The organism is Methanoregula sp., from assembly GCA_041645435.1.
Lineage (GTDB): Archaea > Halobacteriota > Methanomicrobia > Methanomicrobiales > Methanospirillaceae > Methanoregula.
In genome coordinates, this window is the sequence record JBAZQB010000002.1 from 533,126 (window position 1) to 560,017 (window position 26,892).

Genomic DNA, 26,892 nt, shown 5'->3' on the forward strand with positions numbered 1-26,892 from the left:
AAAAAAACCTAAACGGCAGCAGGGCCGGGTGGCTGCTGTATTTCGGGGCAGGGGGATTGTGAAAAAATGACAGGAGTTTCAGGATCTGGTTATTTTGTGGATTGGCAATAAAAAATACTCTACACGGAAGTCTGTTTGACCATGACAGAACAAGAAAATCCTTACCCGGTATCTGATACTGCAGCACTCGTCATGCTCTGGGCCAGTGGTTACTACGAGACAATACCCCTGATCAGTACCTATCTGCGGAGGCTTGACCTGTCTCACGGCCGGCAGTTGCTGGAGCACTATAACAGCATATGCCCGTGGTACTCGGAAGTGATCATCAACCGGAAGCATTTCATCAAAAACATGGTCGAAGAACTGATCACAAACGATGAGAAACGGACGGTCATCGTCAACCTGGGTGCCGGGTTCTCCCCTCTCGCCCTTGAACTCGCGCCGCGACTTTGCGACCATGTCCGTTTTATTGAGATCGACCGGAGTAATATGAGTCACAAACGCCGGTTGTATTCCCGGCTGGTCCCGGACCGGTGCAGGTTTATTTCCTCCATTGAATCCGACATTGCCGATACTGCCTTCCTGACTGAAACCCTCAGGAAAGAGATAGGTGAGCCGTCACGCACGAGGCTCATCGTCGTGATGGAAGGGCTCACCTACTATATCGAACAATCCGTGATGGAGCGTGTGCTTGCCTCCCTGTCTGGTCTTGCTCCGGACCTGGCTATCGTTTTTGAGCATCTCAAACCGTGCAGGCTGATCAGCGATGAAAGGCGTTTCATCCCCTACAGGATCTTCTCCCATGTCCGGGACTACACGGCACTTGACAGGATGACAACCTATTCCAAAGATGAGATCCCTGCACTCCTTGATCCGGATTTTTCCTGCATTTATTATGATATGGACACGATGGAAAAAAGGAGAATGGGATCCTGTAAGTACTTCCCTGCTCCCGATACCGGCTGGCTCTCGTGTGCTGTCGCGGTACGCAGGCCGGTTAGGGAATAACCGGATCCTTTTTTTGTTTCGGATAATAACGGGAGGGGATCTCTCATATCGAACATCTATGGTCAATGATTAGACGGAAGTAAAGGGAGTCTTTGCCTCATCCCTCTTTCTCCCCAACAATAAAAAACTAGCAGCATGATAGTATTCATCAGGAGAAGCGTATGGAAGCACGGAGCGAGAGGAAGGACGGGGTAGTGATCTTTTTTGTATCGGGACGGCTCGATGCATTCGGGGCACAGCAGCTGGAAACCTGGACCCGCGAGGCACTCCACGATGATGACAGGGAACTGGTACTTGACCTGGCAGGAACCGGTTACCTCAGCAGCGGGGGATTACGGGTTTTTAACAGCCTCAAAAAGGAGATGAAGCGGAGGAACGGGCGGTTTGCGCTTGCCGCGGTCGGGGAGTACCCGAAAAAAGTGCTGGACATGGCCGGGTTCTCGTCAGTCTTTGATATCTTTCCCACAACGGATCTCGCGGTTGCCGATATTGTCCCTAAGCGCAGGAACCCGAACCTCTTCAATGAAATTTTTTACAAAAAGATCATGGGCGATGGTGTACAGCTGACTGTTGAACCGGGCTGGATGACTACACCGCCGGTCCTGCGGGTGCTCGGGGATCTGCACAAGGTGTTGTATTCGCAGATCATGGAATCTGATGTCAGGGCAAAAAAGTTCTCGGAGATCACTTACTCTCTGGGCCTTGGCGCGCTCGGCGCGAATGTCAGGGAAGCGATGCCCCTGATGGGCGAGATGATCACTCTCTACGGTTCTATGGTCTGGCTCCCGACCGATGGCAACAACACGCCGGATTTCTTAACCCCTCTGGATCATGACAGTGATGTTGTGGTCTATACCGGGTTCAATGTCACCCTCGACGGCCCGTTCAACGAGTACTTCACGCTCGAAACAAGCCGGCCTGACGGCATCAGCATCTCGGATATCTACAAAACCATATTCTCGTCTTCGCAGGAGCGGGTGAAGAGTTATCACGGGGTTGTTGCGGTCACCATCTGGGGCGTGCTGGCCGGGCTCTCCAGTTCCGGCCTGAAAAAATCCCCGGTAGCCACTGCAGCACCTCCCGGCGGAGCATCGATCATGGATCCCTCGCAGATCCACGAATGGGTTGCTTCCGACAGCGGTAATTCGCACAAGGGAGAGACGCTTGTCAGCTTTGGCATCGGTGTTGATCTCAACGCTGATCTCTCCCATTTCCCCGCAGATAAACTCTCCTCGCTCTATTATGCCAATCCCTTAAACAAAGGTGCGGCAAAAACAATGTACCTGCATAACCATGGCGTAGTCTTCAAAAATATCCCCTATGATGCCTCGCTTGACTTGAACTCGCAGGTAAAAAAGATAGTCACTGAAGGAGAGTTTTCCGATATGCGCCACCTGCTGGACACCACCCGGCTGACCAAGGCCAAGATCGGTATTGCCTATATTCAGGACATTGTCAGGGAAGTCTGACGTGGATTAACCCGTCTTCTTTTTAGCTTCACGGAAATTATCCGGTATTGTTTTCACTTTTTTCAGATAGTTACCCTTGTTTTGAACAGATTACACGATGGGGGCTGATGCCCCCATGCCCCCGGATGGGATGAACCCCGCTGCCCCCGACGGGGCGCCCCCGCAGCGGTCCAGTCGGTTTGAGTGAGCAATTCTCCCGATCAATATGATCTTCCTTAGTCTATGTTGAATTAACCAGTAAATCAAGAACCTAAAAAATGAGTGGTTAACCTCCCTGCCCAGCGAGGCCCCGCCAAGGCGGCCGAGCAACCCCCGAAGGGGGTGGGGAGAATCCCAAGTTCTGTAAAAATGAAATTATTGTCGGGAAATCCGTAAAAAAACCGAATAATCGCTGGTGTTCTCCCCCTTGTTACAGCGATTTTCTCAAAAAACGCAATAACCCCCACACAATCAATACGGGCTTATCGTATTGACAGGACCGTGGGACAAGCCCTGTCCCCTCCATGCCGATTATGTAAAATCACTCAACCCATCTTCTTCTTTCTCAGCACAAGGATATTTTTCCCGTCTTCATACCGGTAGATGATATCATCCATCACCTGACGGATCAGGAACACACCCAGTCCACCGATCTTCCGGTCTTCAATATCTTCGGTAATATCCGGTTCCGGAATGGATAAGGGATTGAACGGTGGGGCGGTATCTTCGATCTGTATCTCGGCAAGCCCCCCGGTTGTGCTGCAAATGATGAGAATTTTCCCGGTAGTCCCTTCATACCCGTGCACGATCACGTTGGTGATTGCCTCTTCAACCGCAAGCTGGGTATCGAGGATCTCTTCATCTGAAAATCCGTGGGCACCCATGGCCTGGTCAAGTGCAAGGGATACCTTGGGGATTTCCTGGATATCGGCTTTAATTGTGCAGGAAAGAGATTCTTCCATCATGTCACCTTTATAACCATCAGGGTAATATCATCCGACTGCGGGTAGCCCCCGCTGAATGTGTGGACCGAATCAAGAATCGCGGTCAGGATCCCTGTCGCAGGGTGTTTCCGGGATGCACGGATCACCGTATGCAGGTGCTCTTCTCCAAACATTTCCTGCTGTGCATTTTCCGCTTCCGTGATACCATCCGTGTACAACACAACGATATCGCCATCATTCAGTGCGATTGTCCGGGCGGTATACCCGGCATCCGGCATTGCCCCGATCGCAATGCCCGTTGCCGGAAGTTCAGTGAGATGACCGTCCTCCGCATGGCAGATGATCGGCGGGTTGTGGCCGGCGTTCACATACGTGAGCGTATGGTTGTCCGCATCAAGGATCCCGTAAAAGAGGGTGACAAACATACCGCTCCCTTTGGAATCATTTGCGATGATGTTGTTTGCACTGCGGATGGCCAATGCGGGGCGGTCCATGTACCACGTGGCATTCACCCGCACAACGATCCGCGAGAGTGCCATGAAGAGTGCGGCGGGGATGCCCTTTCCCGAGACATCGGCGATCATGACTCCCATGGTCCCTTTTTTGAGCGGGATCACTTCAAACGGGATCACATCAAAAAAGTCGCCCCCCACTGCCTTTGCCATCACGCTCTTTGCAGCAACTTCGAATCCCTCGATCTGTGTGATCGTATCGGGCAGGAAACTCTGTTGGATCTCGGCTGCGATCGCAAGTTCTGTATCTTTTCGTTCCATCTCCCGCAGCAGGGTATCGCGCTCTGCTGTCATCCTGCGTTCATTCTGGAGATTTTCGATGATGAACGCAAAGATAAACATCCCCGCAGCATTGGCAAGGATCATCGGCAGGGCCACCATGGATACAACCGCCAGTGCCTGGTCGAACGGGCGGCAGAGGGCCAGCGTGAGCAGCATGTGCAGCCCTTCCATGAGGATGGCAAAGAGCACGGCAATTTTTATGCCGCAGAATTTCCGTTTGCATGCCAGCCAGATAAGGCCGCCAAACAGCCCGGCAAGGATGGTTGCCGTAGAGCAGGGGACGACGGTGAACCCTCCCAGGCTCCAGCGGTATGCAGCGCCGATCAGGCCGGCCCCCAGTCCGACAAGTGGCCCCCCAATCAGGCCGGCAACCATCGGGCCGAGGTCCCGCACATTGATAATCGCGCCCAGCACCTCTACACCGCTGATAGTACCGAAGACCGAGAGGGCCCCGAAAACAAGGATGAGGATAATCTGTGTTTTTATTGTGGGATGTCCGTCAAGCACTTCGATGAAAAGTTTCCTCCGTGTCAGGAGGTAGGCAACAACAACAATTACACAACTCAGCTGGAACAGGACCAGCAGTGACGTAAATATTGTTGCAGCCATGAAGTCTCAAATATGTTATTGCACACCGGCTCTTTTAATGGTCGCGTCCTGACAGGAATTATAAAATCTACCGGTGGTTTTGGCGTATATCCCCCGGCTTCTGGCATTCTGCGGGCTTATTACTCGTAGTGTGTCTGAAGTGACGGGAGAATTGCAGGGATAGCATTATCTTTGAAAAACACCAAAAACTCCATTACAATTCTCTGGAACCATATCACCAGAAGCGAGGGAATAACGTGGAGATTACAACTGCAACCCGAGACGGGGCAACCATCCTTTCGATCGCCGGAAGAATCGATACCGCTACAGCACCGGCACTCGAACAGGCTATCAACAAGGAGATCGAGAACGGCAACCGGATGATCCTGCTCAACTTCTCCGCAGTCACCTATATCAGCAGCGGTGGCCTGCGTGTGCTGCTTGCAACCGCAAAGAAACTCAAGAATCCCGGTGACAAATACGCCCTGTGCAGTCTTGCTGCCGAAGTGCACAAGATCCTCAAGCTAGCCGGGTTCACCTCCATATTCTCCATCTATCCTTCTGAGGGCGAAGCGCTTGCCGGGTGGTAACAACTCTCCCGTTTCCCAGGTCTGGCAGCCGGTACCGGGTGCTCCCGGGGCACAGCACTACCCCCTTATCCGGAAGATCGACACTATCTCTTCTAACTCCTACCTGATCCAGACCGGCGATGTAATCCTGCTCATCGATCCGGGCGGACTTTCGGAGCAGTCAGCACAGCTTGCACAGGTGATCGAAGAGTGCCGCGAGGCACAGGATCGCCCGGTCTTTGTCTTTTTAACCCATGCGCATCTCGATCATTTCCAGGGTGCGCAGAACACACCCGCATTCGCCCACGCTGAAGCAGCAGTCTTTGCCGTGCAGGAGGCGGGAGCGGCCGCGCTTGAACGCGGCGATGCAAAGATGACGCAGGCAGCACTGCTGGGCCAGACGATCTCGCCCGTCCGGGTAGGACTACCTCTCTTAACGGACGACCGGGCCGGTTCCTGTGGTGTCCCGGTATCCATGGCCTTTTCCAACGGGGCCACGGTTACCATCACCCGGCAGCAGACCGGTGGCGGCCTTGCAGGGGAAAAAATAGGTTTTGGTAATGGTCCTGCCCTTGACGTGTATCATACACCTGGTCACAGCCCGGACAGCATCTGCCTCCTCGTGGGTGGGCTGTTATTCATTGGCGATGTACTCTTTGCAGCAAATCCGGGTATTGCCGGCATTTGTGGATGGGACCAGGCAGCGCTCATCCGTTCACTCGATGGTATTAAGTCACTCCTCGATAGGGGTGGCATTGATTTTGTCCTGCCGGGTCACGGGCGGGCGATTGCCGCTGCCGATGCAGGTCGGATGATTGCTGCCATCCGCTCCGATGCACTGGCGCTTGAAAATATTGCCGAGCTGAACCAGGAGCGTGCAATCGAGACTGCCGCATTTGCCGAGGAGTGCATGGAGCAGGTCAACGAGCTTTTTACCATCATGGCTGGACGGCTTTACTATGTCTCGTATGTGATGGAGGAACTCGGGGAGGAAGATGTGGCTGAAGAAGTCAGCCGCCTTATCAAGGGGGATGTGATCGATGAACTGCTCGAAGCGTTCCGTTCCTTTGCCGAAGAGCACCATAAGGGAGGTAGAGTTTCTATCCACCTGGCCCTCAAGGCCGGTCAGGTAATCGCCAAGCTCGAACGATCGTTTGACGGGGCCGAGCTTGCACACATCATCGATCCGGCCCTTGCCCGGCGGGCTGCACGGCTGCTCTCGGACTATACCACCATGCTCCGCGGGTTCTGTCCTCCCAGAGAACTCGTCGAATGTGATCTGGTACGGCACCTTGAAGCACTGGTGACCGGGCTCTCGGTTCCCGCCTGCTCGGATGACGATCTTCTCTCATCGGATGATGATGATTCGACCTTCACCCGCCTGCTGCTCACCCGTATCGGCATGCAGCCGCTCCTTGCGGATATTGCATTTACGTTCTCGGCGGCTGAGAAACAACTTAAGGTTGCTGTCGATCACGATGATCTGACGGATCTGGTTACTTATATTCTCGAAGACCTTGTCGGTACCGGCGCTGATGCGATCACGCTCCAGGTACAGCGTGACGACAAGGATGCCATCATCACTCTTACCGGAACCGGGTGCACTGCTTCTGATGCCATGAAAACCAGCAGGGGCTTCCTCGCACGACTCTGTGACCGGGCGGGCGGAGCACTCTCCTGTTCTACTGATGAGAGAAAGCGGGAATATACGATCAGGATCGACAGGATCATCTGAAATTTTTAGTAATGCCGTGTCTTTGTCCTTGTCCCCTCCTTCCACAAACCCTCCCGCCTCATCACAACGCAACAGGAACGATCTCCCATGACTGAAAAGCACTCCTTAAAAAAAACCAGCCGTCCGCCGCTTCTTGAATTTGAAAATGTCACCGTTATAAAAGGCGACAAGAATGTTCTGAAATCCCTTTCGGTTACCATCCAGGAAGGCGAACACATTGCGATTCTCGGCCCCAACGGCGCCGGGAAATCCTCGTTCATCAAAGCGGTGAACCGGGAATACTACCCCCAGCCCCACGATGACGTGGTTTTCCGGATACGCGGTGAGGAATTCTGGGATGTCTTTGCCATGCGATCGTTTATCGGGATTGTCTCCAACGACTTACAATACGCGTATACCCGGGAGGTATCCGGGAGGGAGGTGATCCTGTCCGGGTTCTTTTCCAGCATCGGGCTTTTCAACCACACGGTGACACCGGCTATGGAAGAGAGGACGGATGAGATCCTGAAATTTCTGGAGATCGAACACCTGCAGGACCGCCCGATGACGATGATGTCGTCCGGAGAAGCCCGCCGGTTCCTGATCGGCAGGGCGCTCGTGCACCGCCCGGCAGCCCTCGTTCTCGATGAGCCCACCACCAGCCTTGACCTGCACGCCCTTCACACGTTCCGGAACCTGATGCGAAAGATCGCACAATCCGGCACCGGTATCATCCTCGTGACACACAACCTGCACGATATCATTCCGGAGATCACCCGCATCATTCTTATGGACGACGGGAGGTTTGTCGGCGATGGAGAAAAAGAGAAAATGCTGACCGATACAAAGATCGGCGGCCTCTTCAATATCCCCGTCAAGGTCCGGGAAGAGAGCGGGTGGTATTATGCAACGGGATACTGACGGTACCTGCTAAAAAGCATATTGCCCCGGACAGCACATAGTAAACGTACCTATTTGAGGAATCATGGGCGACCCGTACCTATCCAGCGACGAATCCCTTATCCTGTCCACGCACAATATCCGCATCGATGGCGTGTCTCTGGACCTGATGCTTACCAGCCGGCGTCTCATCCTTATCGATAATTCAGTCATCCCCTTCCAGCTCCGGACAATCCCGCTCGAAATGATCATCACCGTTGTATCCGGTATGGATGTGAATGGGGATCCTATCATCACCCTGTCTCGCATGGATCCCTCCGGAATTGGCGCTCCGCACCCGATGGATTTCATCTTCACCCGGCAAAACGGTGAAAAGAGAGTAACGGAATGCAATGAGTGGGCAGCCACACTCAATAACCATGCCGCAGAAGCCCGAAATGATGCATCTTCTGCAGGCACCCTCCCGTATGATCCGTTAAAAGTTATCCAGCCGCGGATGTCCGCCACGTACCGGATCGAGACGTTCAGCCCCCGCAAATCTGTCACGGAAGCATATCCGGTGAAGGCAGAACCGGTCACTTCTCCTGTGCTTCCCGAATCCCTCGCAGATGATGGAACACCCCCAGCGATCGATGAACCCCCTCTTGGGGTCAATGCTGAAATGGTAAAACCCTCTGGCGAGCCCCCGCTTCCACCCCGGGATACGGATAAAATGGAGACGCCCGGTGATAAAGAAACGGTCAACTCCCCTCAGGAAATCGCAATCGAGACAGATGAAACGCTGGTAATTTCCGATACCAAAGAACCGGTCACTCCCCCTCAGGAAATAACAATCGAGGCAGATGAAACCCCGGAAATTCCCGCAACCGAAGAACCGGTTCCTCCGCTTCCGGAGAAAGCACTCGGGACAAATGAAACTCCGGTGATTTCCGATAACGAAGAACCGGTCACTCCTCCCCAGGCAATCGCAATCGGGACAGATGAAATCCCGATAATTCCCGATAAAGAAGAATCGATATCATATCCCCCAATCCCGGCAATCGCCCCAGATGAAACGCCGGTAATTTCCGATGCAGCACGGATATGGGCAGATGCTGCCCGCACGGTAACAATAACACCCATCCCCCTATCGATTGCGATTTCCGAGGCAACGCCTGCCCGTGAAACGATCGATGACGAACCAAAGGCAGACACAGATCCTATCAGGGTGGTGCCAGAAGAACCGGTGGCAGAAATACCTGATGACATCCACTCCATCGACACAATAATCCCGGAATGTTTAGTGGATGACAAACCCATTGAACACCCTGCACATAAAGCAGCACCGGTTCCTGCGGCTCTCTCTCCACCTGCCCCAAAAACACCGAAGAGCACATCCCCTTCTTTCATGGTCGCTGCGATTATCGGCATCATCCTTGTGGTGCTTGCAGGAGCGGTTATTATCTCATACTACCCATGGGACACCGGTGAGACAACCCTGCCCGCCGTTGTTACGGTTATCACGGTTCAGCCGACTCCCACTCTGCTCCCGGCACCTGTACCTGCTGACGGGGTGTGGGTGCGCATCGAATATCCCGGAACCTTTATTGGTGAGGTGGGCAATCCCGAACTCATGCATCCGGTTTCCGGCACCGGTGTTGGGATCTACAAAGTTCTCTGGAGTGATCGCATCGTCCAGGTGTCAGCCCAGAAGCAGGAAAATTCGGGAGATACGCTCCTGGTTGAAGTCTACAACAACGGGACCCTGATCAAACGCGGTTCAACCCGTGTCCCGATGGGGAATGTAAAAATTCTTATTGATCCCATCACGGGCAGACCTCCGGGCATCGGGTACGGGGATATCCCTTAACGATCATGGTCCATTCCGCGAAATTATCAACCGGTAACCTGGTCTTTCGGTTTCCGGTGCCTGAAACAATCCCGTTAAGCGGAGCCCTCTGGGTGATGGTGAGCAGCAGCGGTGTTGCCGTTACTTCAGCAAAACCTCTATCAGTTCTTTTAAAAACAGCTCCGGCACTGATGCCGTTCCCTGTGGGTCGGGTGCAGTACCTTGGACACCTTGATGCAACTCCCTGTTATGCGGCTGAGATCCCCCCTGGCACCGAACTTCCTGAAGGCTGGGAATATTCCGGTGTCCGGGAACTGTTCGGGCGGGTGCCGGATGATGAACTGGCTCTCGCAGCTCTCGCGGTCCAGATCATTGACTTTGACCTCACCACGCAGTTCTGCGGGCGGTGCGGTGCAAAAACCCGGCAGTTACGGACAGAACGGGCGAAATTCTGTTCGGACTGTAACCTGATCACCTATCCCCGGCTTTCCCCGGCTGTCATTGTCCTGGTGCAAAAAGAAGACCAGGTCCTTCTCGCCCGCTCACCCCGGTTCCCGCCCGGCCTTCACAGCACGATTGCCGGATTTGTAGAACCCGGCGAGGACCTTGAACATGCGGTCTGCCGGGAAGTTTTTGAAGAAGTGGGAATTGCCGTAAAAAATATCCGCTATTTTGGCAGTGAACCCTGGCCGTTTCCCCACTCGTTCATGATCGGGTTTGTGGCAGACTATGCTGGAGGAGAGATCACGATTGACAACAAAGAGATCGTATCTGTGGGATGGTTTGACCGCAATAACCTCCCCCCCATCCCGTCTTCCTTAAGTATCTCCCGGGCACTCATTGACTGGTGGGTAAAAAAAGAGTAAAAACACCCGTCTCTTATTCAACCAATTTTTTACCCGAACCGGAAACACTGCCGATCCGGATTGCACCATTTCCCGATTCCTTCTTATTTCTCAAACCCTGCCCTGCGGCAGACTGCGGCATCCTATATCGTTTTAAAGAACAGAGATCTGTGTAACAATGGCAATCGACCAGATCCCGATCGGCAGGTTCTCGCTCATCACCCGGCTCAGCCAGAAAGCGCTCCGGCTCTATGATGAACGAGGCCTGCTTGTACCGCAGGAAAAAGATGCGTTCACCCGGTACCGGTATTACACCGGTTCCCAGATCGCACGCGGTGTGTCGATCAAGACGTTATGCGAACTCGGGTTTCCCCTTACCGAGATCGAAACGCTCCTTTCTGCAAAGGAGAAAAACGATACCACAACGATCCGGGCACTTTTTTTAAAGCGCAGAACGGATATCCGGTCGGAAGTCAACCGGTTACAGGAGATCGAGGCAATTCTGGAAAACCGGGATGCCTCGTTAGAGTTGATCTACATGTCACTGAATGAACCTGTTGTAAAGGATATAGCGCCCGTGCGTATTGTGGGAAAGCGGGGATCGGGTGCGTACAAGGAGACGATTACCCGGCTCATGACCGGGCTCTGCACCCAGCTCTTTTCAGAGGAAAACGTAAGAAACGGGCTGAAGATTGCCGGACCATTTATGACGCTGTATCATGATGGTGAGTATAAGGAAAAGGATGCGGATATGGAGTGTGCAGTGCCTATCACCGGCAGGATCACTCTCAGTGACCCGTCCATGGAGTGCCGGACCCTGCCCGGGGGAAAATGCTTAACGCTCATCTACAAAGGGCCGTACACCGGCCTCCACGAGGCCTGGACCCGGATCGGTGCCTATGCAGAGGAACGGGAGTTTTTAATTAACGGCCCCCATCGCGAGTTGTATCTGAATGATCCCTGCACGGTTGCAGAAAACGAACTGCTGACTGAACTCCAGATACCCATTGATCCGGCCCTGCACAATCCGGGTACCTGAAACCCCCCATTTTTGAGGATTTCTTCTTATTTTTGCCACAGTAAGGCCCCGGCCAGCTCTTTTCGACCAGAAGTGCTATAATACAGTATATAAAATCATATATTCAGGCATAGAGTACCGTGAGAGTTTAACCGTGCGAGAGATGGCGATGAATAATCCTCAATCAGATGGAAACGAAAGTGTCATAGATATTTTCGTTCTGGGTCAGAGTGAAACAGGGACACAGGAGCTCATAGAGCAGCTTGAAAACCAGGATTACCAGGTAACCCTCTTTTCCGATGGGCCACAGCTCATCGATACCCTTCGCTCTGGAAAACCCAATCTTATTATCTGTGACTCAACCTCCTTTGGTCAGGAGGCCTATGAGTACTGCCGGCAGATCAAGTCCGATGACAACCTCTGGATGATTCCGGTCATGATCCTGACACGCGCATCAACCCTGGGAGATCTGCTGCATGTCCTTGATTGCAATGCAGACAATTTCATTGCCGAGCCCTATGATTCTCCTTACCTTCTCTCGCTGATCGAAGGAATACTCCTGACACCTGTTCAGCAGCAGACCCTGGACCAGATTAAGACGCAGTTCAAGATCCAGCACGAAGACCAGGTCTTTGTTGTCACTGCTGATCGCAGGAAACTGCTAGAATTCCTCATGTCCGCATTTGAGATCGCTGTTAAAAACTCTGAAGACCTCGCCTCTGCCAACGCCGAACTGCAGAAACTCTCCTCCCGGTTAACAACACTCGAAGATGCAGGTATCGAGAATTCACGGATAATCGAAACGCTCAGTGCAATGGTTAAGAAAAAAGAGCAGGATGAGCGCACGCTCAAAGGAGATCTCGAGGAAACCGAACAGGCACTCGATGAAAAAACCGTAAAAGCCGGACAACTCTCGCGGGATCTGGGTGATGCCCGGACACTCCTTGCCACTGCTGAAGAACATATCCGCATACACTTAGCAGAAAAAGAAAAATCCGATCTCTCTTCCCAGTCAGAAATTTCCCGTTTGACCGGACAGGTATCATCCCTTTCGCAGGATATCCGCGCAAAAACAACGGAGCTGGATGCAGCACAGCAGGCACTCGCAGATGAAGCCGCCCGTTCTGCCCGGCTCGTTCTCGCAGTAAAAGAGTCAGAGGCGCAGTCTGGGCAACTTAAAACATCGCTTCAGACCCTTACGCTCGAGCACGAACAACAGGCAGCCGCATTCGCTTCAGAGAAGGACCGGGCAGGTGCTGCAGAACAGGAGGTCAAATCCGTTTTGCAGGCAAAAGCACAGTCCGAGCAGGATCTGACACACCAAATTGATGAGCTGAAGAATTCTGTCCGCCAGTTGAACGATGAGATCCTCCGGTTAAAATCCGTGCTTGAAGCCGAGACCGGCCGGTGCACTGCAGCAGACATGCGATTAGAAACCCTCCGGCACGAAATGGAGCAATCAGAAGCAACCCACGAGTTGCATGAGGAATCCCAAAAACGGCAACTCGATGAACTGCAGGGCAGGGTTGATACCGCGGTTGCTACGATTTTTTCCCAGGAACGGGAATTAAAGATCCTCAAAGATGAGCTTGTTATCGCTCACGCAGAAGAAAGAAAAACTGCGGCAGCAGTAGCAGCGGTTACTGCATCGTTCAATGAGACCCGGGTTGAGGTCGAAGAGCGTGAATGGAAGATCCAGTCCCTTGAAAAGCAGATCGCTGATGCCGGGATCCTCAGGGAAGCCAGCGATGAAAAAGTCCGTGCCCTTACAGCCTCGTTAGAAAGTGTACAGTCCGCACTGAACGCGGAAAAAGAACAGCATGCTGCACTACAAACCCGGTTGAATGCAGCGATCCGCGAGCGGGATGAAACCCTGCAATCGGTTCGCGGTGCGCACGACCAGGTAAAAACCGATCTCGATGTGCACAAAAATGATCTCTTGCGCCTGAACCGCGATCTCGAGGCTGCAGCACTGCTCCGGCAAACGCTCCAGGGCGATATTGCCTCTGCCTCGTCCCGGATCAAAGATCTGGAGCATGAGCTGAAATCCGCAGTGCAGGCAAAGGACCAGACCGGTCAGCAGGCCCGTTCGCTCTCTGAAGAACTGGAAGGGATAAAAGCCGCGCTGAAAGAAGCGCGTGTGGCACTTGCCGATGAGAAAAAACAGCGTGATGTTGTTGAAGCCCGGTTGAATGCAGCGATTCGCGAGCGGGATGAAACCCTGCAATCGGTTCGCGGTGCGCACAGCCAGACCAGGACCGATCTCGAAGTTCACCGGAATGATCTCCTCCGGTTGAACCGGGACCTTGAAGCAGCCACCCAGCTCAATTCGACCCTTCTTGCAGATTTTAACGCTGCATCAGCCCGGATCGACGGACTGGAACACGAGCTGCATTCAGTAGTCCAGGGAAAGGAACAGACCGGCCAGCAGGCCCGTTCGCTCTCTGAAGATCTGGAAGGGACTAAAGCGGAACTTGAGACCGAACGGAGGATTCGCCGCACTGCTGAAGTGAACCTGCAAAAATCTGCACAGGTCGCCAGCAGACTCGAAGGAGACATAGCCCGGGCAATCGCCGAGCGGGAACAGTTAAAATCTTCCCTTGAACAGGAAAGAAATCTGCACGCGGCGGCTGAAGAAAAGGTCCGTGCAGTTACTCTTGCAAAAGAGCAGGTGGAGCACGAGCTGGATTCAGTTAAAGTGGATCATGAACAGATCGAGGACCAGCGTGCAGCAAAGATCCAGGAACTCAAAATGGATTTTGAGCAGGTGCTGGCCCGGCAGCGGGATCTCGAACAGAAGGTAAGGACACTGGAGTCCCAGAAAGCAGAAGCAGATGCACGAGTTGAAGCCCTGTCCGATGAGATCCAACAGGCACGAACTGCTCTTGCCGATGAGTGGGAAAACCACATGAATGACGAGGAGCGACTTGCAGTTTCTCAAAAGAAGAGCGTTCAGGTAGAGCAGTCCCTGTCACGCACCAGTATGGCCGCACCGGAGCCGGAACGCAAATGGGCCGTTGTTGTCAGCCAGACCCGTCTTCCCACCGAGATCAGACCGGTCCCAAAGGCAGTGGCTGTCACCGCTCCGCCCGCAACGCATGAAGGGCAGGTACCCACAAGAACCCTGAATACCCCCCCGGAAGTATCCCCATCGTTTGGCATCGAGGACCTGTTTGAAGACGAAGCTCCCGGTCCGGCAGTGGCAGATCGAATATCAGGGGTTTCCGGGCAGACTGTTCCAGCGCCGGAAGCAGATACTCATGACATCATTATGGATGATACACCTGCACAAGAGCCTGAAGCGGCTGACGTGCAGGAAACCGATGAGGATGAGGATGCCGGGGAAGAAACGGACGGGGAATTAAAAACATCTGACGATTTTGGAACTTCCCCGTCAGGTTACGGCATCTCATTCAACCGCCAGCAGTGGCTCGACCTTCTCAAATGGTCGCACCACTCGGGAGCCCTCTCCCAGGAGCAGCGCATGCAGATCATCCGGATGGGACGATTGGTGCAGCGGGGTCGCAAGCTGACCCGGAAACAGGATGAGCAGGTCAGGGAAATGATCGTGCTCGTCCAGACACTCGGGTACAAGTTCCACTAATCTCTTTTTTCGTAGATACGGTATACTTATTCGCTGGCAAATCCTATTCCCTTTTAAAAATCAATGTCGGAGAGATAGTGTTTTTGTGGTGAGAGGATCAGATCCATCCTCTCGAAAAAAGATAGTAACCTGCACCGGTATAAGCACATCCTGCGATCATAATTGCAAGAAGACTCATAAGGATGCTGCTGTAATTCCCTGCACTGGCAGCGCTCCAGAGCCAGGACAGAAAAAAGAGCACTGCAAGAAGACCGGCAATGATGATGGCAAAGAATGCGACGAGTGCCAGGGTCCCGGTCAGCACCAGATCATCCATGGATCAAAGATGTGCTGTCGATCTATTTGAACCGTGCCGGAATTATTCAAGATAGCCGGCCAGAAGGTCGTTATAGAGCCTGCTGACATTTTCTTTCGTTGACGGCATATCAGGAAACCCGGAATATGCCTGTGCAGCCGGAAGATCAACGGCAAGATCGAGACGGTACTGGCTCTGGGAATGGAACCAGCCCTGTTTCTGGTAATACCACGACAGGTATTCCTGTTCGGTCTGCCCGGGGGTAGGGATAAACAGGCCGTGTTTCTTTTTGAGTTCTGCAAGTTCCATCATCGTGGTATACCCGGAACGGCAGATGACGAACTTTGCCCGGTTCATGAGATCCACTTTCTCTTCATTGGAGACGTATCCTTTCACTGTGCAGGTATCCGTGCCCGTAATCTCGGTCTTCCTCTTCGGGCTCCCGAGAAGCACGACGTTTTTCCCGTCAAGTTCATGGATTGACGGGAGCAGTATCTCTTCGAGTTTGGTCCGCTGGGGTTCAGGTCCCGATATCAGGACAAGGTAATCAAGATCCTCGGCACAGTCCCGTTTTTGTATGCTGGTGAGGATGCCGGAGAAAAATGCCTTCGATCTCGTCTCATCAGATCCTGGAAGGGAGAGTTTTCCCGCAAGGGACAGGGGGCCCGGAGGGTTATCCGGCACAATGATCCGGTCATATTTCTGGTGGAGGTACGTGTTGACGCGGAGTGCGAAGAGTTCCACCGGCCAGAGGGCCAGGGGCATGTGGTAGTGCAGCTGGTGGGAGATGAAGACCGAGGGCACATTGGATGAATAAGCTCCCAGCCGGTTGTCGCTGATGATGAGGTCATAGCGATCCCGGGATAGGATTTTTGCAAGGTTTTGTCGTTCGTTTGAGACTGCCCTGAGCAGGATGGGAAGATACAGGAAAAATTTCGGGAGAAAAAGGCTGCCCGAACTGTACGGCGAGGGGTAATCCTCAAATTCGATGAACCGGCACTGGGGAAATTCCTGTTTAAGCGCTGAAAGGGCATTGCCGCACGCGGCGATTGTGACGTCGTGGTCGTGTGCAATGAGGGTTCGTATGATGGGGATATCCCTCATCGCATGACCGAGTCCCCAGCTCAGTGGTGAGAGCAGTACCTGTGCCATTTTTATTTGTCCCTTATATCCGTGTATAGGAGTTCTTTTTCGAGATGTATTGAATTGTTCGGAGATGTTGTATGCAACTTCTTTAAACCGGACATTTTCTTCATGGAAAATATAAAAAAAGGATCTGGAGATCCGGATATGAACAATTCAGATTCACGCCGTGTCCATGAAACCTTAATTGTCACATCCGTGAGGATTTCCCCGCACCAGGGTCTCACCGGGGAATGACACGGCTGGGATGTTTCAACATTTCCGTCACAAAACCGCTCTTCGTCCAGAGGGATATGTCATAACCGGGGGATGCAGGTATCCGTAATTATTTGCAGAGTTGTTGTTCCGGTATTATTTCCGTTATCACCTGGCCGTAGGGTTTTTTTATAGATCGCTGGTATATTCCTGCTTTCATCTTCACATAATCAATAAATTCTTTTACGGCTATGTGTGTATGCATCTGACAGATTTCAGGAGAGATTCACATTTATCACCCTTTGAAACGGCTCATACGGTTTGAGGCTTATGGTATCCTCTTTGTAATCGCGGGGATCTTCGGGGCGCTTCTTGCAGCGGGCCGGTTCGATCTTTCCCTCCCGCTCCTTCTGATCTTTGTTGCAGCATCGTCTGCATTCGGGTTTGTCATTAACGATATCTCGGATATGGCACTGGATGCCCGCTCCGCAAAACCCCGGAATCCGCTTGCCGATGGTTCATTGACATGCCGGACCGCAAAACTGGTCAGTGCCGTTTTGCTTGCAGTCTCGCTTATCTGCATGGCACTCCTGCCCTCATCCCTTCTCATGGTGGAACTGACAGTCCTTTTCGTATTTATCACCTATTCATTCTGGATCGAAGTAAAAAATATTGCCGGCCTTGATCTTGTCTATCATGCCCTGTTTCCGGCGCTCTATGGTCTGCTCGGGTACGTGCTGTACCATCCGCTGGATCTTACCGGTATAGTCTATGTAGTCCTGCTCGGGATATTCGGGGCAGTCGGGGAGCTGGGCAATGAGATACGGGATCTCGAAAAAGACCGGACCGAGCGAAAAAATACCGTTGTTATTATCGGGGAGCGGGCTGCATTTTTCTTAACCATTGCGTTTATGGTCTGCGCCTTTGGCATCATTGCGGTCTTTGCAGTTCTTGAACCGGGCTTTTTCTGGCTTCTGCCGTTCGTCCCGTTCGGGGTGTTCCTCGTCCACCCGATCATAAAGGCCATGAAGGATTCGGCATACAAGATGCAGTTTGTGGATGCGATCAACAACCGGGCAATCCTGCTTGCCGCAGCGATGCTTGTCGTGTATGGCATTATACGGCTTTCAGCCGTTATCTGATGGGAACCCCCCGTAAAATCAATATTATTATAAAAAATAATTCGCTTATAGTTTTATGATCCATCCTCCCCCAGAGGAGGTAGTTCTGTCTCAGTGCCGGGGCCACACGGGGCAGGGATACAAATTGTTAGATCTTCCCGCAATTCCTGCTCCGGAAAAAGGATCAGTTATTCATGATGAAATTATGAATAATTCTTAAGGTATTGCTTTGACGAACGATAATAATCCGGAAACACATGTCCATAATACGGGCAGTCCGAATGCAGGAAATGCACAAGAGCACACTCTCTTCAGTAAAAGCACCCTTGTCGCCATTATCGGCATTGCCGTGGTGATTGTGATCCTGGTTGCTGCCGGGGTTATGCAAAATATACCGGGTCAGGGTACTGTTGTCCCCGCACAGGCATGCGCTGAAAAAACCCTTATCTATGTCAATAATAACCTTGTATCTCCCGGTACATCTGCATCGCTCATATCAGTTGCAGAAAACCATGGTATCTATGAGATGAAAATCGTCTACCTGGGTCAGGAGATGCCGCTTTATACAACGCTGGACTGTTCTTCCCTGTTTACCCATAGCATTACTATGAACGCGGCAGTGGGAGGAACCGGTACCGCACAAGCTGCTGCGCCTCCCACAAAAACCGAGCGCCCGGTAGTAGATCTCTATGTTATGGCCTTCTGTCCGGGTGGCACCTATGCCGAAAATGTGATGAAGCCGGTAGCTGCACTGCTCGGTTCAAAAGCAGATATCCGTGTGAGGTATCTTACAACCATAACCGGCACAACGGTTGCGTCCGTTCAGTCATTGCATGGAACATCTGAAGTAAAAGAAGACCTGCGCCAGATCTGCATTCTCGAAAAGAACCCGGATCACTACTGGGAATACCTGGGCCGGTTCAATGAAGCGTGTTATCCCCAATACCTGAATGCGAGCCGGCTTGATGCCTGCTGGAGAAATGTTACTGCTGCCATCGGTATTGATGCAAAGAGTATCGAAACCTGTGCCAGCGGGGAGGAAGGTCTTGCCCTGCTCAAAGCAGATGAGTCACTTGCAAACCAGAACCGGGCAAGTTCATCTCCCACGCTCCTCATCAACGGGCAGGAGTACCGTGGCACGCGGACACCGGATGCCTATAAGCAGGCTATCTGCGATCGTTTTGTAACTGCACCCGGTGAGTGCTCCACCACACTTCCCCCATATGCGGGAACTACTGTGAGTGGCGGGTGCGGATAATTTTTTTGGTTAAATTTGCATTGTAGAAACAGGCATGAACGGGAGTTCACACCCGAACCATGAAAATCATGTTTGTGATATTCCCCCGCCTCAGGGCCTATCTTCAGGCACGGCGGGGCAAGGAGGTTTTAGAATATTTAGTCCTCAAACGCCGCGGGGGCGCCCCGTCGGGGGCGGCGACGTTCATCATTACCGGGGATATGGGGGTCTCAACCCCCATTATCATATCTTGAGAACACGATTTTCATAGGAAAACCTTTTTTTTCACGTAATATATTGCCCCCCTCTTGCGCCACCAGTCCCCCGTTGGGGGACGGGCGCAGTGCGATAGTCCGAGTAAGATTACAGGTAATACGTCGTCATCGCAATGGGGGGATGCCCCAGTGGCGGGGGCGAAGCCCCCGGGAGCGTCAGAGTTTTCTCAATGATTTCTACTGAGCAAAATTTATTAATCAATTACTTTTTTGATTTTATTGTTGTGATTAGTGGATTATTCGGTTTCCATCCTTAGTAGCATTGATGGGGGCTCATGCCCCCATCCCCCCGAATACGATGAACCCGCCGCTCCCGACGGGGCGCCCCCGCGGCGGATCTATAAGTTCAGACAAATCTTCGAAATTAAATAAAAATTTCTTTCATGCCCGACGGTTACCTGATGAAGCGTTGTTGCAAACTCTCCTCAGTTTTTTTAGATCCTGCTATACCTATTTGACGTTCCGCAACCCATTGTAGATTAATGGCAGTTGAGCCCGAGTTCCGGTATAAGCAGTGTCTCATCATCAGGAATGATGTCAAGATGAGTTGTGGCAAGCGGTGCGCCCAAGCGGCGCATGCATCTATTGGCGCATACAACAATGCTGACAAGACACTGGCAAAAGCGTGGATCTCCGAAGGGCAGAAGAAAGTGGTGCTCAAGGCCAATGACGAGAGGACCCTGCATGAGCTCCGGGTTATCGCGGAACGGTCCGGTATCTCCCACTCCCTCATCCAGGACGCCGGCATGACCGAGATCCCGCCCGGCACGATCACGGCGCTCGGGCTTGGGCCGGCCAAAAGCGAAGACCTCGATAAGATCACCGGCGCGCTCACCCTGTTATGAAACCGAGCACATATCCTCTTGAACGCGAGCTCGGCATGCGCTATTACGCGAGCGATGCTGCAGGGATCGGTGGCAGGCTGAGAGCCTCTCCGGAAGATTTCCTTGTCGAAGAGATCCCGCTTCCGGAAAAAGGCGGCGCTGCCGGTCCGTATCTCATCTGCCTGCTCACAAAAAAGAACTGGGAACTCCAGCATGCCGTCAAGGAGATCGCAAAACGGCTCGGTATCAGCCACCGCCGTATCGGCTGGTCGGGTACAAAAGACCGCAATGCGATAACCCGCCAGTGGATCTCGATCTATAATGTCACTGCCGAGCAGGTAGCAGCAATCCATCTCAAGGATATCACCTTAGAGCCGGTCCGGCAATCGAATGAGGCTTTGTCGCTGGGCCAGCTGCTGGGCAACCGGTTTGACCTGGTCATCCGGGATACCCAATCCACCGATCTCGCAGAGCAGGTGCAGGCTCTCACGGTCACCGCATCCGAAGGCGTTCCCAACTATTTCGGGCTCCAGCGGTTCGGAGCGATCCGTCCGGTTACTCACCGCGTCGGAGAATGGATCCTCCGGGGAGATTTTGAACAGGCAGTTGTTACCTATATCGGACTGGAATTCCCCGGTGAAGTGGATCCGGTCAAGACCATACGATCGGACTTTTTTACCTCCCGCGACCCTGAACCCGCCCTGCGTAACCTTCCGGTTCATATGGCATTTGAACGGGCGATGCTTCACCACCTCTATACTCATCCGGGCGACTACCCGGGTGCCCTTAAGGAGCTGCCGCCAAAACTGCTCTCCCTGTTTGTATCAGCCTTCCAGTCATACCTGTTCAATTGTGCACTCAGCCAGCGGTTCGATGACGGGGGGACCCTTAACGGCCCGGTACCCGGTGACCGGCTGATCTTTGCAAACGGGCGCACGGATACGGTGACGGCAGCGAACGTCAATGCAGTCTCGATCCACATAAAGCGCGGTCGCTGCACGATAGCCCTGTTCATGCCCGGTAAGGTAAAAACAGAGGCAGCAACGCTTGGGGAGCGGATCATGGAATCGCTTCTTTCTGATCATCATATCACCGCGGAAGATTTTGAACGGGCAGCCGCGTTTGTCAGCACAAAATTCGAGGGTGCCTGGAGACCTATCACCTTAAAAACAGAGATTGAATCCACGATAGAAAATACCGATGTGCGGCTGAAGTTCACCCTGCCGCCCGGCCATTACGCAACAACCGTTTGCCGTGAATTTATGAAAGCGGATCCATTACAGATGATATAATTGACACGGGTTTGGATTTTTGAGTAGATTATAAAGATGGGGGCTGATGCCCCATACCCCCAACAACGATAAACCCTGCCGCCCCCGACGGGGCACCCCCGCGGCGGTTCAGGTGCCGGTCATTTTAATAAACCGATCTGCCCAGCGAGGCCCCGACGAGGCGCCTTATCGGAGCGGCGGGATAATCCTCTCTTCAGAAACGCCTCTTCGATTTGCGATCGTGTCGTAAAACCTGTTCTGGTGTTATCGCATTTGGGGGGAGCCCCAGTGGCAGGGGGGTAAAACCTCCCATGAGCGATAGAAATTTTTGAATATATTGACAGAGCTCAATCAATTCACATAAAAAGCAAGAAAAAAGTATCAATCCCTTGACTGTGCCATCTTTTTTGCACCGTCAATCGCGTCGTTTAAATTGCCCAGTTCATCGATAACATTTATTTTTACTGCATCGGCGCCCCGGATTACCCTGCCATCTTCGATGTCAGACCGCGAGATCATGCGCTGGGATATCACATCGGAAATAAAAGTGTCAAAACTATCATCCACGATCTTCTGGGCATACGTCTCTTCATCGAAGCTGAGAGGACGGGCAGTAGAACCCATATCCTTCTTGCTGCCGGATTTGACAACGCTCAGATTGTAGCCTTCCCTTTCCATCCAGCGGCTGATATCGGAGAATTTCCATATCACGCCAACCCCCCCGGTGAACGTATCCGGGTTTGCATAGATCCTGTCTGCATGGGCGCTCACGTAATAGGCAGCCGAAGTTCCCATGTCTCCCATGGATACGACGACCGGCTTTTTCGATTTTGCATATTCGAGGTCGCCGATAATTTCCTGTGCGGCGGCAGGTGTACCGCCGGGACTGTTCACCCGCAGGACAATTGCTTCTACCATCGGGTCATCAGCAGCCTGCCGTAACTCTTCACCCACAATTTCACTGCCGATATTTTCTCCATCAGAGATCTCCCCGGTCACCATGGTGCCTTCCATACGGATCACCGTAACGCCAATCTGATCCGCATGGGTGAAGTAGAAAGCGGCGATCATGCTTCCGATCACCACAATGAGCCCGAAGATAATGAGTAGAAACCATTTCAGTCCCGCATGGGACGGGGGTTTTGCAGAACCGGAAGGAACGAGGGTGTAGGTACCATCCATATATTACTCCTTTGTGTAGAGGACATCGAACTCGGAAACGAGGTTGCTGCCGCACATATAATATTTCTTCAGATTGAGCCGGATCATCTCGTCTTCAGTATTGATATGCATACCCCCTACCAGTGACGGGGTATCAGCACCCCCGACAATGAACGGCAGGTGTATCAGGCGGATCTCGTCAACGAGCCGATCATGGAGCATATGCCAGTTGAGTGTAGGTCCGCCTTCGATCATCAGCTTGTTTATGCCAAATTTTTCTTTGAGGATCTTTAAGAGCAGCGGGAGTTCGACATGGGTTTTGCCGGCAACAATCACGTGCGCTCCTTTCTTTTTTATCGCATCAATGCGGTCTTTAGGTGCCGCTTCACAGACGGCAATCGCGGTAGGGGCGTCTGTTCCCAGCACGTTTGCATCGAGCGGGATATCTCCCATGCTGCACGGGATCACCCGGAGCGGGCTCTTGCCCTGCACATAGCGGACCGTAAGAAATGAGTTATCGATACGGATGGTGTTGGCACCCACCATGATCGCATCATATTCCGCCCGGGTGGTATGGAGCAGCAGCTCGGTTTCATGGGCCATATATTTCATCAGTATCTTTGAAGATGCGCCCTTTTTTAGTGTGAGCTTACCGTCAGCGGTGATCTCCGACATCATCAATACATGCGGTCGATCGGCAGGTGAGATCATTTTTTACTCAGCTCTCCGGTTACATTGGACGCGTGATATAAATAAAGTGATGATAGGGCTATACAGGGTCTCCGACGATATAGAGTAATTATTAAACGTTTACGTTCCTATGATTTGAGCTATGAATATTACTGCACTCCGTCCAAGGTTTACCCGGTACCTTGAGCCGGTCGCAGAGGTCTTTGTCAGGATTGGTATTACACCTAACCAGATCTCTCTGCTTGCCTTACTTGCCGGCATAGCGTGTGCGGTTTTGTTTTTTCAGCGGCAGTTCTTCTTAGGAGCTCTTTTCCTTTTACTCTCCGCGATCTTTGACCTCGTGGATGGAAGTGTAGCGAGAAAGACCAATGCCCACACGAATTTCGGGGCTGTCTTTGACTGGATCGTAGACAAGTACGTCGATGCCCTTGTGCTCCTTGGGGTGGGACTGAGCGGGATTACCATTGTCAGCCAGTTCTTTGCCGTTCCCCCGCTTGCGGATTTTGCCGTTGTCGCGTTTGCCATCATAGGTTCCCTGATGAATACGTTCATCAAACCCGTGGTGTACGCGGAGATCGGTTACCAGGAAAAAGTGGAAGGAAAGATCGATGATCCTCTGGAAGGGGTGGGATTTTTTGGCCGGCCTGAGACCATTCTTGTATTGATTCTTGGCGGTGTATCCGGTTTTATCTGGGCAGCGGTGATCATCATTGCAGTCTGTACAAACCTTTCTGCAATCCAGCGGATCATCTATCTTTACAAAACGCTTTCCTGATTTTGCGGTGGCAGATTTGACCGAGTCATAACAAAAAGTAGGTAATTCATCATTTGGTGCCACCAACCTTTAATGTCAGATATCAAATCAACAAATAGTTAACATTTTGTTGTCTGTAGTAAGCCTATTTTGATAATCCCATACCCCCTCTTGCGCCACCAGTCCCCCGAGGGGGACGGGGCGCATTGTGATTGGACGAGGTGGGTTACAGGTAATACGTCGTTATCGCAATCCGGGGGATGCCACAGTGGCGGGGGCGGAGGTGGAACCAAAGCCCCCAAGAACGTCTGATAAGTTTTCTCTTGGAGATGGCTTCTTAAAAAAACCGAAACAAAATCTTAATTGGTGGCTCTAATTAACGAATCACCAAAAGTAAAGTTGCCGGGTTCTGGAATGATTATCTGGCGTTGAATGCGATCATGACCCGGCAGATAGAAGAGTTCTTTTTTTACGGCAGGAAATTTCGTACCTGTTATTATTTGTGATGAATCCCCCCATATTGGGTTGCTCCGCCGCCCCGGCGGGGCTTTGCCGGGCAGGGCAGTTGATCCTGCTCGCTTTGATACGAAGCACGGGACTGATTCACCCGTACGGTAAACCGGTTGAACCGCTGCGGGGGTGCCCCTTAGGGGGCGGCGGGTTTTATCGCATCCGGGTGTATTGGGATCTCAACCCTCATCAAAGAAAATGTAAAAAAATTCTGATTACCCTGGGGTGTTTTATACAATTCCGTTCATGAGAAAAATGCATCCCCCACGGCAGACAAAGCCAGTTCCCGCACAGCATATGCCGGGAGTGCGTCTGCAACTGGCCCCAGTTCCTGATTCAGATCAATTCCTCCCAGTTCCCCGGCAAACACTGGAGCCCCGATACCGGCAACAATAATCTGCCGGGCTCCGGTGTTCACAGCGACTTTTTTTACCTGGGCACAGATGAGGTTTCGCTGCGTCTCCCAGAATTGTTCTGCAACCTGCATGGCTCCTGGCTCTCCAATCTCTTCGAGATCAGCGCAAACAACCCGGGCTAATCTTCTTAAGGATGCAGCTTTTGTTTTTTCATTTTTATCGGGAGCATCACAGGTATACTGGTCAGCGCTGATATGGCCCAGGACAAGATGTGCATCGGCACTTGCAGCGAAAAATTCTGAGCTGACCGGAGTTGGTATACCCTCAAGAAGAACCGAGGAGAGTAGTGTGGCAATATTTCCCCTTAACATCCCGGTATAGAGGAGATACCCGTTCTGAAGACGCTTGAGATCGGTCAGATCCAGCAGGGATGCAAAACGGTTGAGCGGGATGATGTCAGCAGTGGTGCTTCCGATATCCAGAAGAACAGCGTCGGGATATTTCTCCCGCAGGTATGCTGCTGAAGCAAGCCAGTTGGCAGCAGCCAGCTGGGGCACCGCATGAGTATGGAATGTTCCGTCCATGCCATAAAAACAGGCGCGGGGAAATGCAGCCTTTACTGCATCCACAATGAACGAGATTCCCTGCATCTTATTCGAAAAACTGTCCGCCAGCTCGCCGCTCATGACAACAGCCGCCGGATTATCTGGATTACCGACATACGGGATGAGCAACGATGTGATAGGCGCATGTTCCCAGAGCGGGCAGTAATGGATGTGGGCACCGGTCTCATTGACAATTTTGAGATTTGCCCCTCCCACATCGATGCCGATCATAACGGAGTGACCTTCCCGTGGGTGTCAAAGCGAACGCTTCTTTTCAGGTGAACCTCTTTTGGGCCACCTCCTTTTGATGCGTCAACAAGGATCTCTGCAATCTCTTCGTTCATGCATGCCGCAATCCCGACAAGGCTTGTGGTGATCCGTGGATTTACGTCCACGATATACACCTTATCGGCAACAACCACATCCACGCCACAATATCCCTGGCCCCCAAGAACAATGATCGCCTTTTTGGCAACTTCAATGATCTCAGCTTCCCGTGCCGGATGAACCGGCGTCTCTCCCCCGAGATAGTGAATTGCACCATCCACCGTCTCACTGATATGCTGACGGTTTACGGCCAGGACAAGCGGGGGATTGCCGGTAAAATACAGGCACGCATCGCCAATGACCCGGCTTGCGACGATACTTACCGAGAAATGTTCGCCATCAATATACTGCTGGGAAAATTCCCCGTCATCCGGGGTTTTGTTCGAAACGCGAACCCCCTGTGCACCGCAGCCTTTGACGGGTTTTATCACCCGCTTGCCAGCAGACGTTTCAGCAGGTACCGGTATACCATGCGCACGCAGGATTTTTTCGGTCTGCACCTTGTTGGCACAGAGTGCTGCGGTCATGAAACCGCACCCGAGATTATGAGTGTGCTGCTCCAGGATCTGTGTATAGCGTGCCAGCAGGTGATCCGGTGCGATCACCAGCCCCATATCACAGGTTGGTGCGAGGCGGGCTATCTCGGTACCAAAATCGCCGGAGCCCGGCAGTACAATGTCATACCCGCAGTGCTCAAAGCTCTTTTTTAAGGTCTCTAACATTGCTGCGCCCTCGTGGGCGAGGGAGGGGTCATGACTGGTGGCATACTCAGCGAGCAGGACTTTCATCCTTTTCCTGTACGCGCTGAAAGAAAATTACCCTATCCGATCGGTGAACTATTTGTGGAGCGGCATCAATAGAAGATGAA

22 protein-coding genes are annotated in these 26,892 nt (G+C 52.4%); 14 read left to right on the forward strand and 8 right to left on the reverse strand.

Features of this window, described 5'->3' with window-relative positions:
- The first annotated feature begins 141 nt into the window (after positions 1-141).
- Complete coding sequence (locus WC593_06220) at positions 142-1,008, forward strand: class I SAM-dependent methyltransferase (GenBank protein ID MFA4824738.1); 867 nt, start codon at positions 142-144, stop codon at positions 1,006-1,008.
- Between the two features lie 161 nt (positions 1,009-1,169).
- Positions 1,170-2,477, forward strand: a complete 1,308-nt coding sequence (locus WC593_06225) for an STAS domain-containing protein (protein MFA4824739.1) — start codon at positions 1,170-1,172, stop codon at positions 2,475-2,477.
- 524 nt (positions 2,478-3,001) lie between these two features.
- Here WC593_06225 and WC593_06230 read toward each other — a convergent pair.
- Positions 3,002-3,421 (reverse strand): ATP-binding protein, encoded by a 420-nt coding sequence (locus WC593_06230; protein ID MFA4824740.1) that lies wholly within the window; start codon positions 3,419-3,421, stop codon positions 3,002-3,004.
- The gene (locus WC593_06235) at positions 3,418-4,803 is read right to left on the reverse strand and encodes a SpoIIE family protein phosphatase (GenBank protein MFA4824741.1); all 1,386 of its coding nucleotides are present in this window, start codon (positions 4,801-4,803) and stop codon (positions 3,418-3,420) included. The genes WC593_06230 and WC593_06235 overlap by 4 nt, the downstream gene beginning before the upstream one ends.
- 236 nt (positions 4,804-5,039) lie before the next feature.
- Between WC593_06235 and WC593_06240 the strand changes: the two genes are divergently transcribed.
- The 7 genes from WC593_06240 (at position 5,040) to WC593_06270 (ending at position 15,260) form a co-directional block, all read left to right on the forward strand.
- Entirely contained in the window at positions 5,040-5,372 is a 333-nt protein-coding gene (locus tag WC593_06240) for an STAS domain-containing protein (protein ID MFA4824742.1), read from the forward strand.
- Complete coding sequence (locus WC593_06245; GenBank protein ID MFA4824743.1) at positions 5,359-7,086, forward strand: MBL fold metallo-hydrolase; 1,728 nt, start codon at positions 5,359-5,361, stop codon at positions 7,084-7,086. Before WC593_06240 ends, WC593_06245 begins: the two co-directional genes overlap by 14 nt.
- Before the next feature lie 87 nt (positions 7,087-7,173).
- A complete protein-coding gene (locus WC593_06250) occupies positions 7,174-7,986 on the forward strand; it encodes an ATP-binding cassette domain-containing protein (GenBank protein MFA4824744.1) in 813 nt (270 codons plus the stop codon).
- 64 nt (positions 7,987-8,050) lie between these two features.
- Entirely contained in the window at positions 8,051-9,814 is a 1,764-nt protein-coding gene (locus WC593_06255) for a hypothetical protein (protein ID MFA4824745.1), read from the forward strand.
- Between the two features lie 56 nt (positions 9,815-9,870).
- Positions 9,871-10,659 (forward strand): NAD(+) diphosphatase, encoded by a 789-nt coding sequence (nudC, locus tag WC593_06260; GenBank protein MFA4824746.1) that lies wholly within the window; start codon positions 9,871-9,873, stop codon positions 10,657-10,659.
- 157 nt (positions 10,660-10,816) lie between these two features.
- Complete coding sequence (locus tag WC593_06265) at positions 10,817-11,677, forward strand: MerR family transcriptional regulator (protein ID MFA4824747.1); 861 nt, start codon at positions 10,817-10,819, stop codon at positions 11,675-11,677.
- A gap of 148 nt (positions 11,678-11,825) precedes the next feature.
- Positions 11,826-15,260, forward strand: a complete 3,435-nt coding sequence (locus tag WC593_06270) for a response regulator (protein ID MFA4824748.1) — start codon at positions 11,826-11,828, stop codon at positions 15,258-15,260.
- A gap of 97 nt (positions 15,261-15,357) precedes the next feature.
- Here WC593_06270 and WC593_06275 read toward each other — a convergent pair whose 3' ends face one another.
- Together WC593_06275 and WC593_06280 are read right to left on the reverse strand one after the other, a co-directional pair.
- Positions 15,358-15,576 carry a hypothetical protein gene (locus tag WC593_06275; GenBank protein ID MFA4824749.1) on the reverse strand — a complete coding sequence of 73 codons (219 nt, stop codon included), beginning with the start codon at positions 15,574-15,576 and terminating at the stop codon, positions 15,358-15,360.
- A gap of 42 nt (positions 15,577-15,618) precedes the next feature.
- Complete coding sequence (locus tag WC593_06280) at positions 15,619-16,707, reverse strand: glycosyltransferase family 4 protein (protein ID MFA4824750.1); 1,089 nt, start codon at positions 16,705-16,707, stop codon at positions 15,619-15,621.
- Positions 16,708-17,195: 488 nt separating this feature from the next.
- Here WC593_06280 and WC593_06285 point away from each other — a divergent pair, with 488 nt between their 5' ends.
- The 4 genes from WC593_06285 to truD all read left to right on the forward strand — a co-directional run bounded on the left by WC593_06285 (position 17,196) and on the right by truD (position 21,642).
- On the forward strand, positions 17,196-18,035 hold the full coding sequence (locus WC593_06285; protein ID MFA4824751.1) for a UbiA family prenyltransferase: 840 nt from the start codon (positions 17,196-17,198) through the stop codon (positions 18,033-18,035).
- Positions 18,036-18,243: 208 nt separating this feature from the next.
- On the forward strand, positions 18,244-19,272 hold the full coding sequence (locus tag WC593_06290) for a hypothetical protein (protein ID MFA4824752.1): 1,029 nt from the start codon (positions 18,244-18,246) through the stop codon (positions 19,270-19,272).
- A 736-nt stretch (positions 19,273-20,008) separates the two neighbouring features.
- Positions 20,009-20,371, forward strand: a complete 363-nt coding sequence (gene pth2 / locus WC593_06295) for a peptidyl-tRNA hydrolase Pth2 (protein ID MFA4824753.1) — start codon at positions 20,009-20,011, stop codon at positions 20,369-20,371.
- Positions 20,368-21,642 (forward strand): tRNA pseudouridine(13) synthase TruD, encoded by a 1,275-nt coding sequence (gene truD, locus WC593_06300; protein ID MFA4824754.1) that lies wholly within the window; start codon positions 20,368-20,370, stop codon positions 21,640-21,642. Before pth2 ends, truD begins: the two co-directional genes overlap by 4 nt.
- Positions 21,643-22,002: 360 nt before the next feature.
- Here the strand turns inward: truD and sppA are convergent, their stop codons facing one another.
- Positions 22,003-22,803 carry a signal peptide peptidase SppA gene (gene sppA / locus WC593_06305; protein MFA4824755.1) on the reverse strand — a complete coding sequence of 267 codons (801 nt, stop codon included), beginning with the start codon at positions 22,801-22,803 and terminating at the stop codon, positions 22,003-22,005.
- A gap of 3 nt (positions 22,804-22,806) precedes the next feature.
- Entirely contained in the window at positions 22,807-23,493 is a 687-nt protein-coding gene (locus WC593_06310) for a dihydrofolate reductase family protein (GenBank protein ID MFA4824756.1), read from the reverse strand.
- A gap of 121 nt (positions 23,494-23,614) precedes the next feature.
- Here WC593_06310 and WC593_06315 point away from each other — a divergent pair, with 121 nt between their 5' ends.
- The gene (locus tag WC593_06315; GenBank protein ID MFA4824757.1) at positions 23,615-24,247 is read left to right on the forward strand and encodes a CDP-alcohol phosphatidyltransferase family protein; all 633 of its coding nucleotides are present in this window, start codon (positions 23,615-23,617) and stop codon (positions 24,245-24,247) included.
- 733 nt (positions 24,248-24,980) lie between these two features.
- On the opposite strand, the gene WC593_06320 is transcribed toward WC593_06315, so the two are convergent.
- Positions 24,981-25,928: a hydantoinase/oxoprolinase family protein gene (locus WC593_06320; protein MFA4824758.1), complete on the reverse strand. Its 948-nt coding sequence runs from the start codon at positions 25,926-25,928 to the stop codon at positions 24,981-24,983.
- On the reverse strand, positions 25,925-26,812 hold the full coding sequence (locus tag WC593_06325; GenBank protein MFA4824759.1) for an ATP-grasp domain-containing protein: 888 nt from the start codon (positions 26,810-26,812) through the stop codon (positions 25,925-25,927). Before WC593_06325 ends, WC593_06320 begins: the two co-directional genes overlap by 4 nt.
- Positions 26,813-26,892 lie beyond the last annotated feature (80 nt).

What these genes read in the sequence shown, in the direction of transcription:
- WC593_06255 (MFA4824745.1), top strand. Translation starts at nt 8,051, where the DNA reads ATGGGCGACCCGTACCTATCCAGCGACGAATCCCTTATCCTGTCCACG.
- WC593_06315 (MFA4824757.1), top strand. Translation starts at nt 23,615, where the DNA reads ATGAATATTACTGCACTCCGTCCAAGGTTTACCCGGTACCTTGAGCCG.
- WC593_06230 (MFA4824740.1), bottom strand. Translation starts at nt 3,421, where the DNA reads ATGATGGAAGAATCTCTTTCCTGCACAATTAAAGCCGATATCCAGGAA.
- WC593_06320 (MFA4824758.1), bottom strand. Translation starts at nt 25,928, where the DNA reads ATGATCGGCATCGATGTGGGAGGGGCAAATCTCAAAATTGTCAATGAG.
- WC593_06220 (MFA4824738.1), top strand. Translation starts at nt 142, where the DNA reads ATGACAGAACAAGAAAATCCTTACCCGGTATCTGATACTGCAGCACTC.
- WC593_06235 (MFA4824741.1), bottom strand. Translation starts at nt 4,803, where the DNA reads ATGGCTGCAACAATATTTACGTCACTGCTGGTCCTGTTCCAGCTGAGT.
- WC593_06225 (MFA4824739.1), top strand. Translation starts at nt 1,170, where the DNA reads ATGGAAGCACGGAGCGAGAGGAAGGACGGGGTAGTGATCTTTTTTGTA.
- WC593_06310 (MFA4824756.1), bottom strand. Translation starts at nt 23,493, where the DNA reads ATGATCTCACCTGCCGATCGACCGCATGTATTGATGATGTCGGAGATC.
- WC593_06250 (MFA4824744.1), top strand. Translation starts at nt 7,174, where the DNA reads ATGACTGAAAAGCACTCCTTAAAAAAAACCAGCCGTCCGCCGCTTCTT.
- pth2 (MFA4824753.1), top strand. Translation starts at nt 20,009, where the DNA reads ATGGCAGTTGAGCCCGAGTTCCGGTATAAGCAGTGTCTCATCATCAGG.
- WC593_06270 (MFA4824748.1), top strand. Translation starts at nt 11,826, where the DNA reads ATGAATAATCCTCAATCAGATGGAAACGAAAGTGTCATAGATATTTTC.
- WC593_06275 (MFA4824749.1), bottom strand. Translation starts at nt 15,576, where the DNA reads ATGGATGATCTGGTGCTGACCGGGACCCTGGCACTCGTCGCATTCTTT.
- WC593_06280 (MFA4824750.1), bottom strand. Translation starts at nt 16,707, where the DNA reads ATGGCACAGGTACTGCTCTCACCACTGAGCTGGGGACTCGGTCATGCG.
- WC593_06265 (MFA4824747.1), top strand. Translation starts at nt 10,817, where the DNA reads ATGGCAATCGACCAGATCCCGATCGGCAGGTTCTCGCTCATCACCCGG.
- WC593_06325 (MFA4824759.1), bottom strand. Translation starts at nt 26,812, where the DNA reads ATGAAAGTCCTGCTCGCTGAGTATGCCACCAGTCATGACCCCTCCCTC.
- truD (MFA4824754.1), top strand. Translation starts at nt 20,368, where the DNA reads ATGAAACCGAGCACATATCCTCTTGAACGCGAGCTCGGCATGCGCTAT.
- sppA (MFA4824755.1), bottom strand. Translation starts at nt 22,803, where the DNA reads ATGGATGGTACCTACACCCTCGTTCCTTCCGGTTCTGCAAAACCCCCG.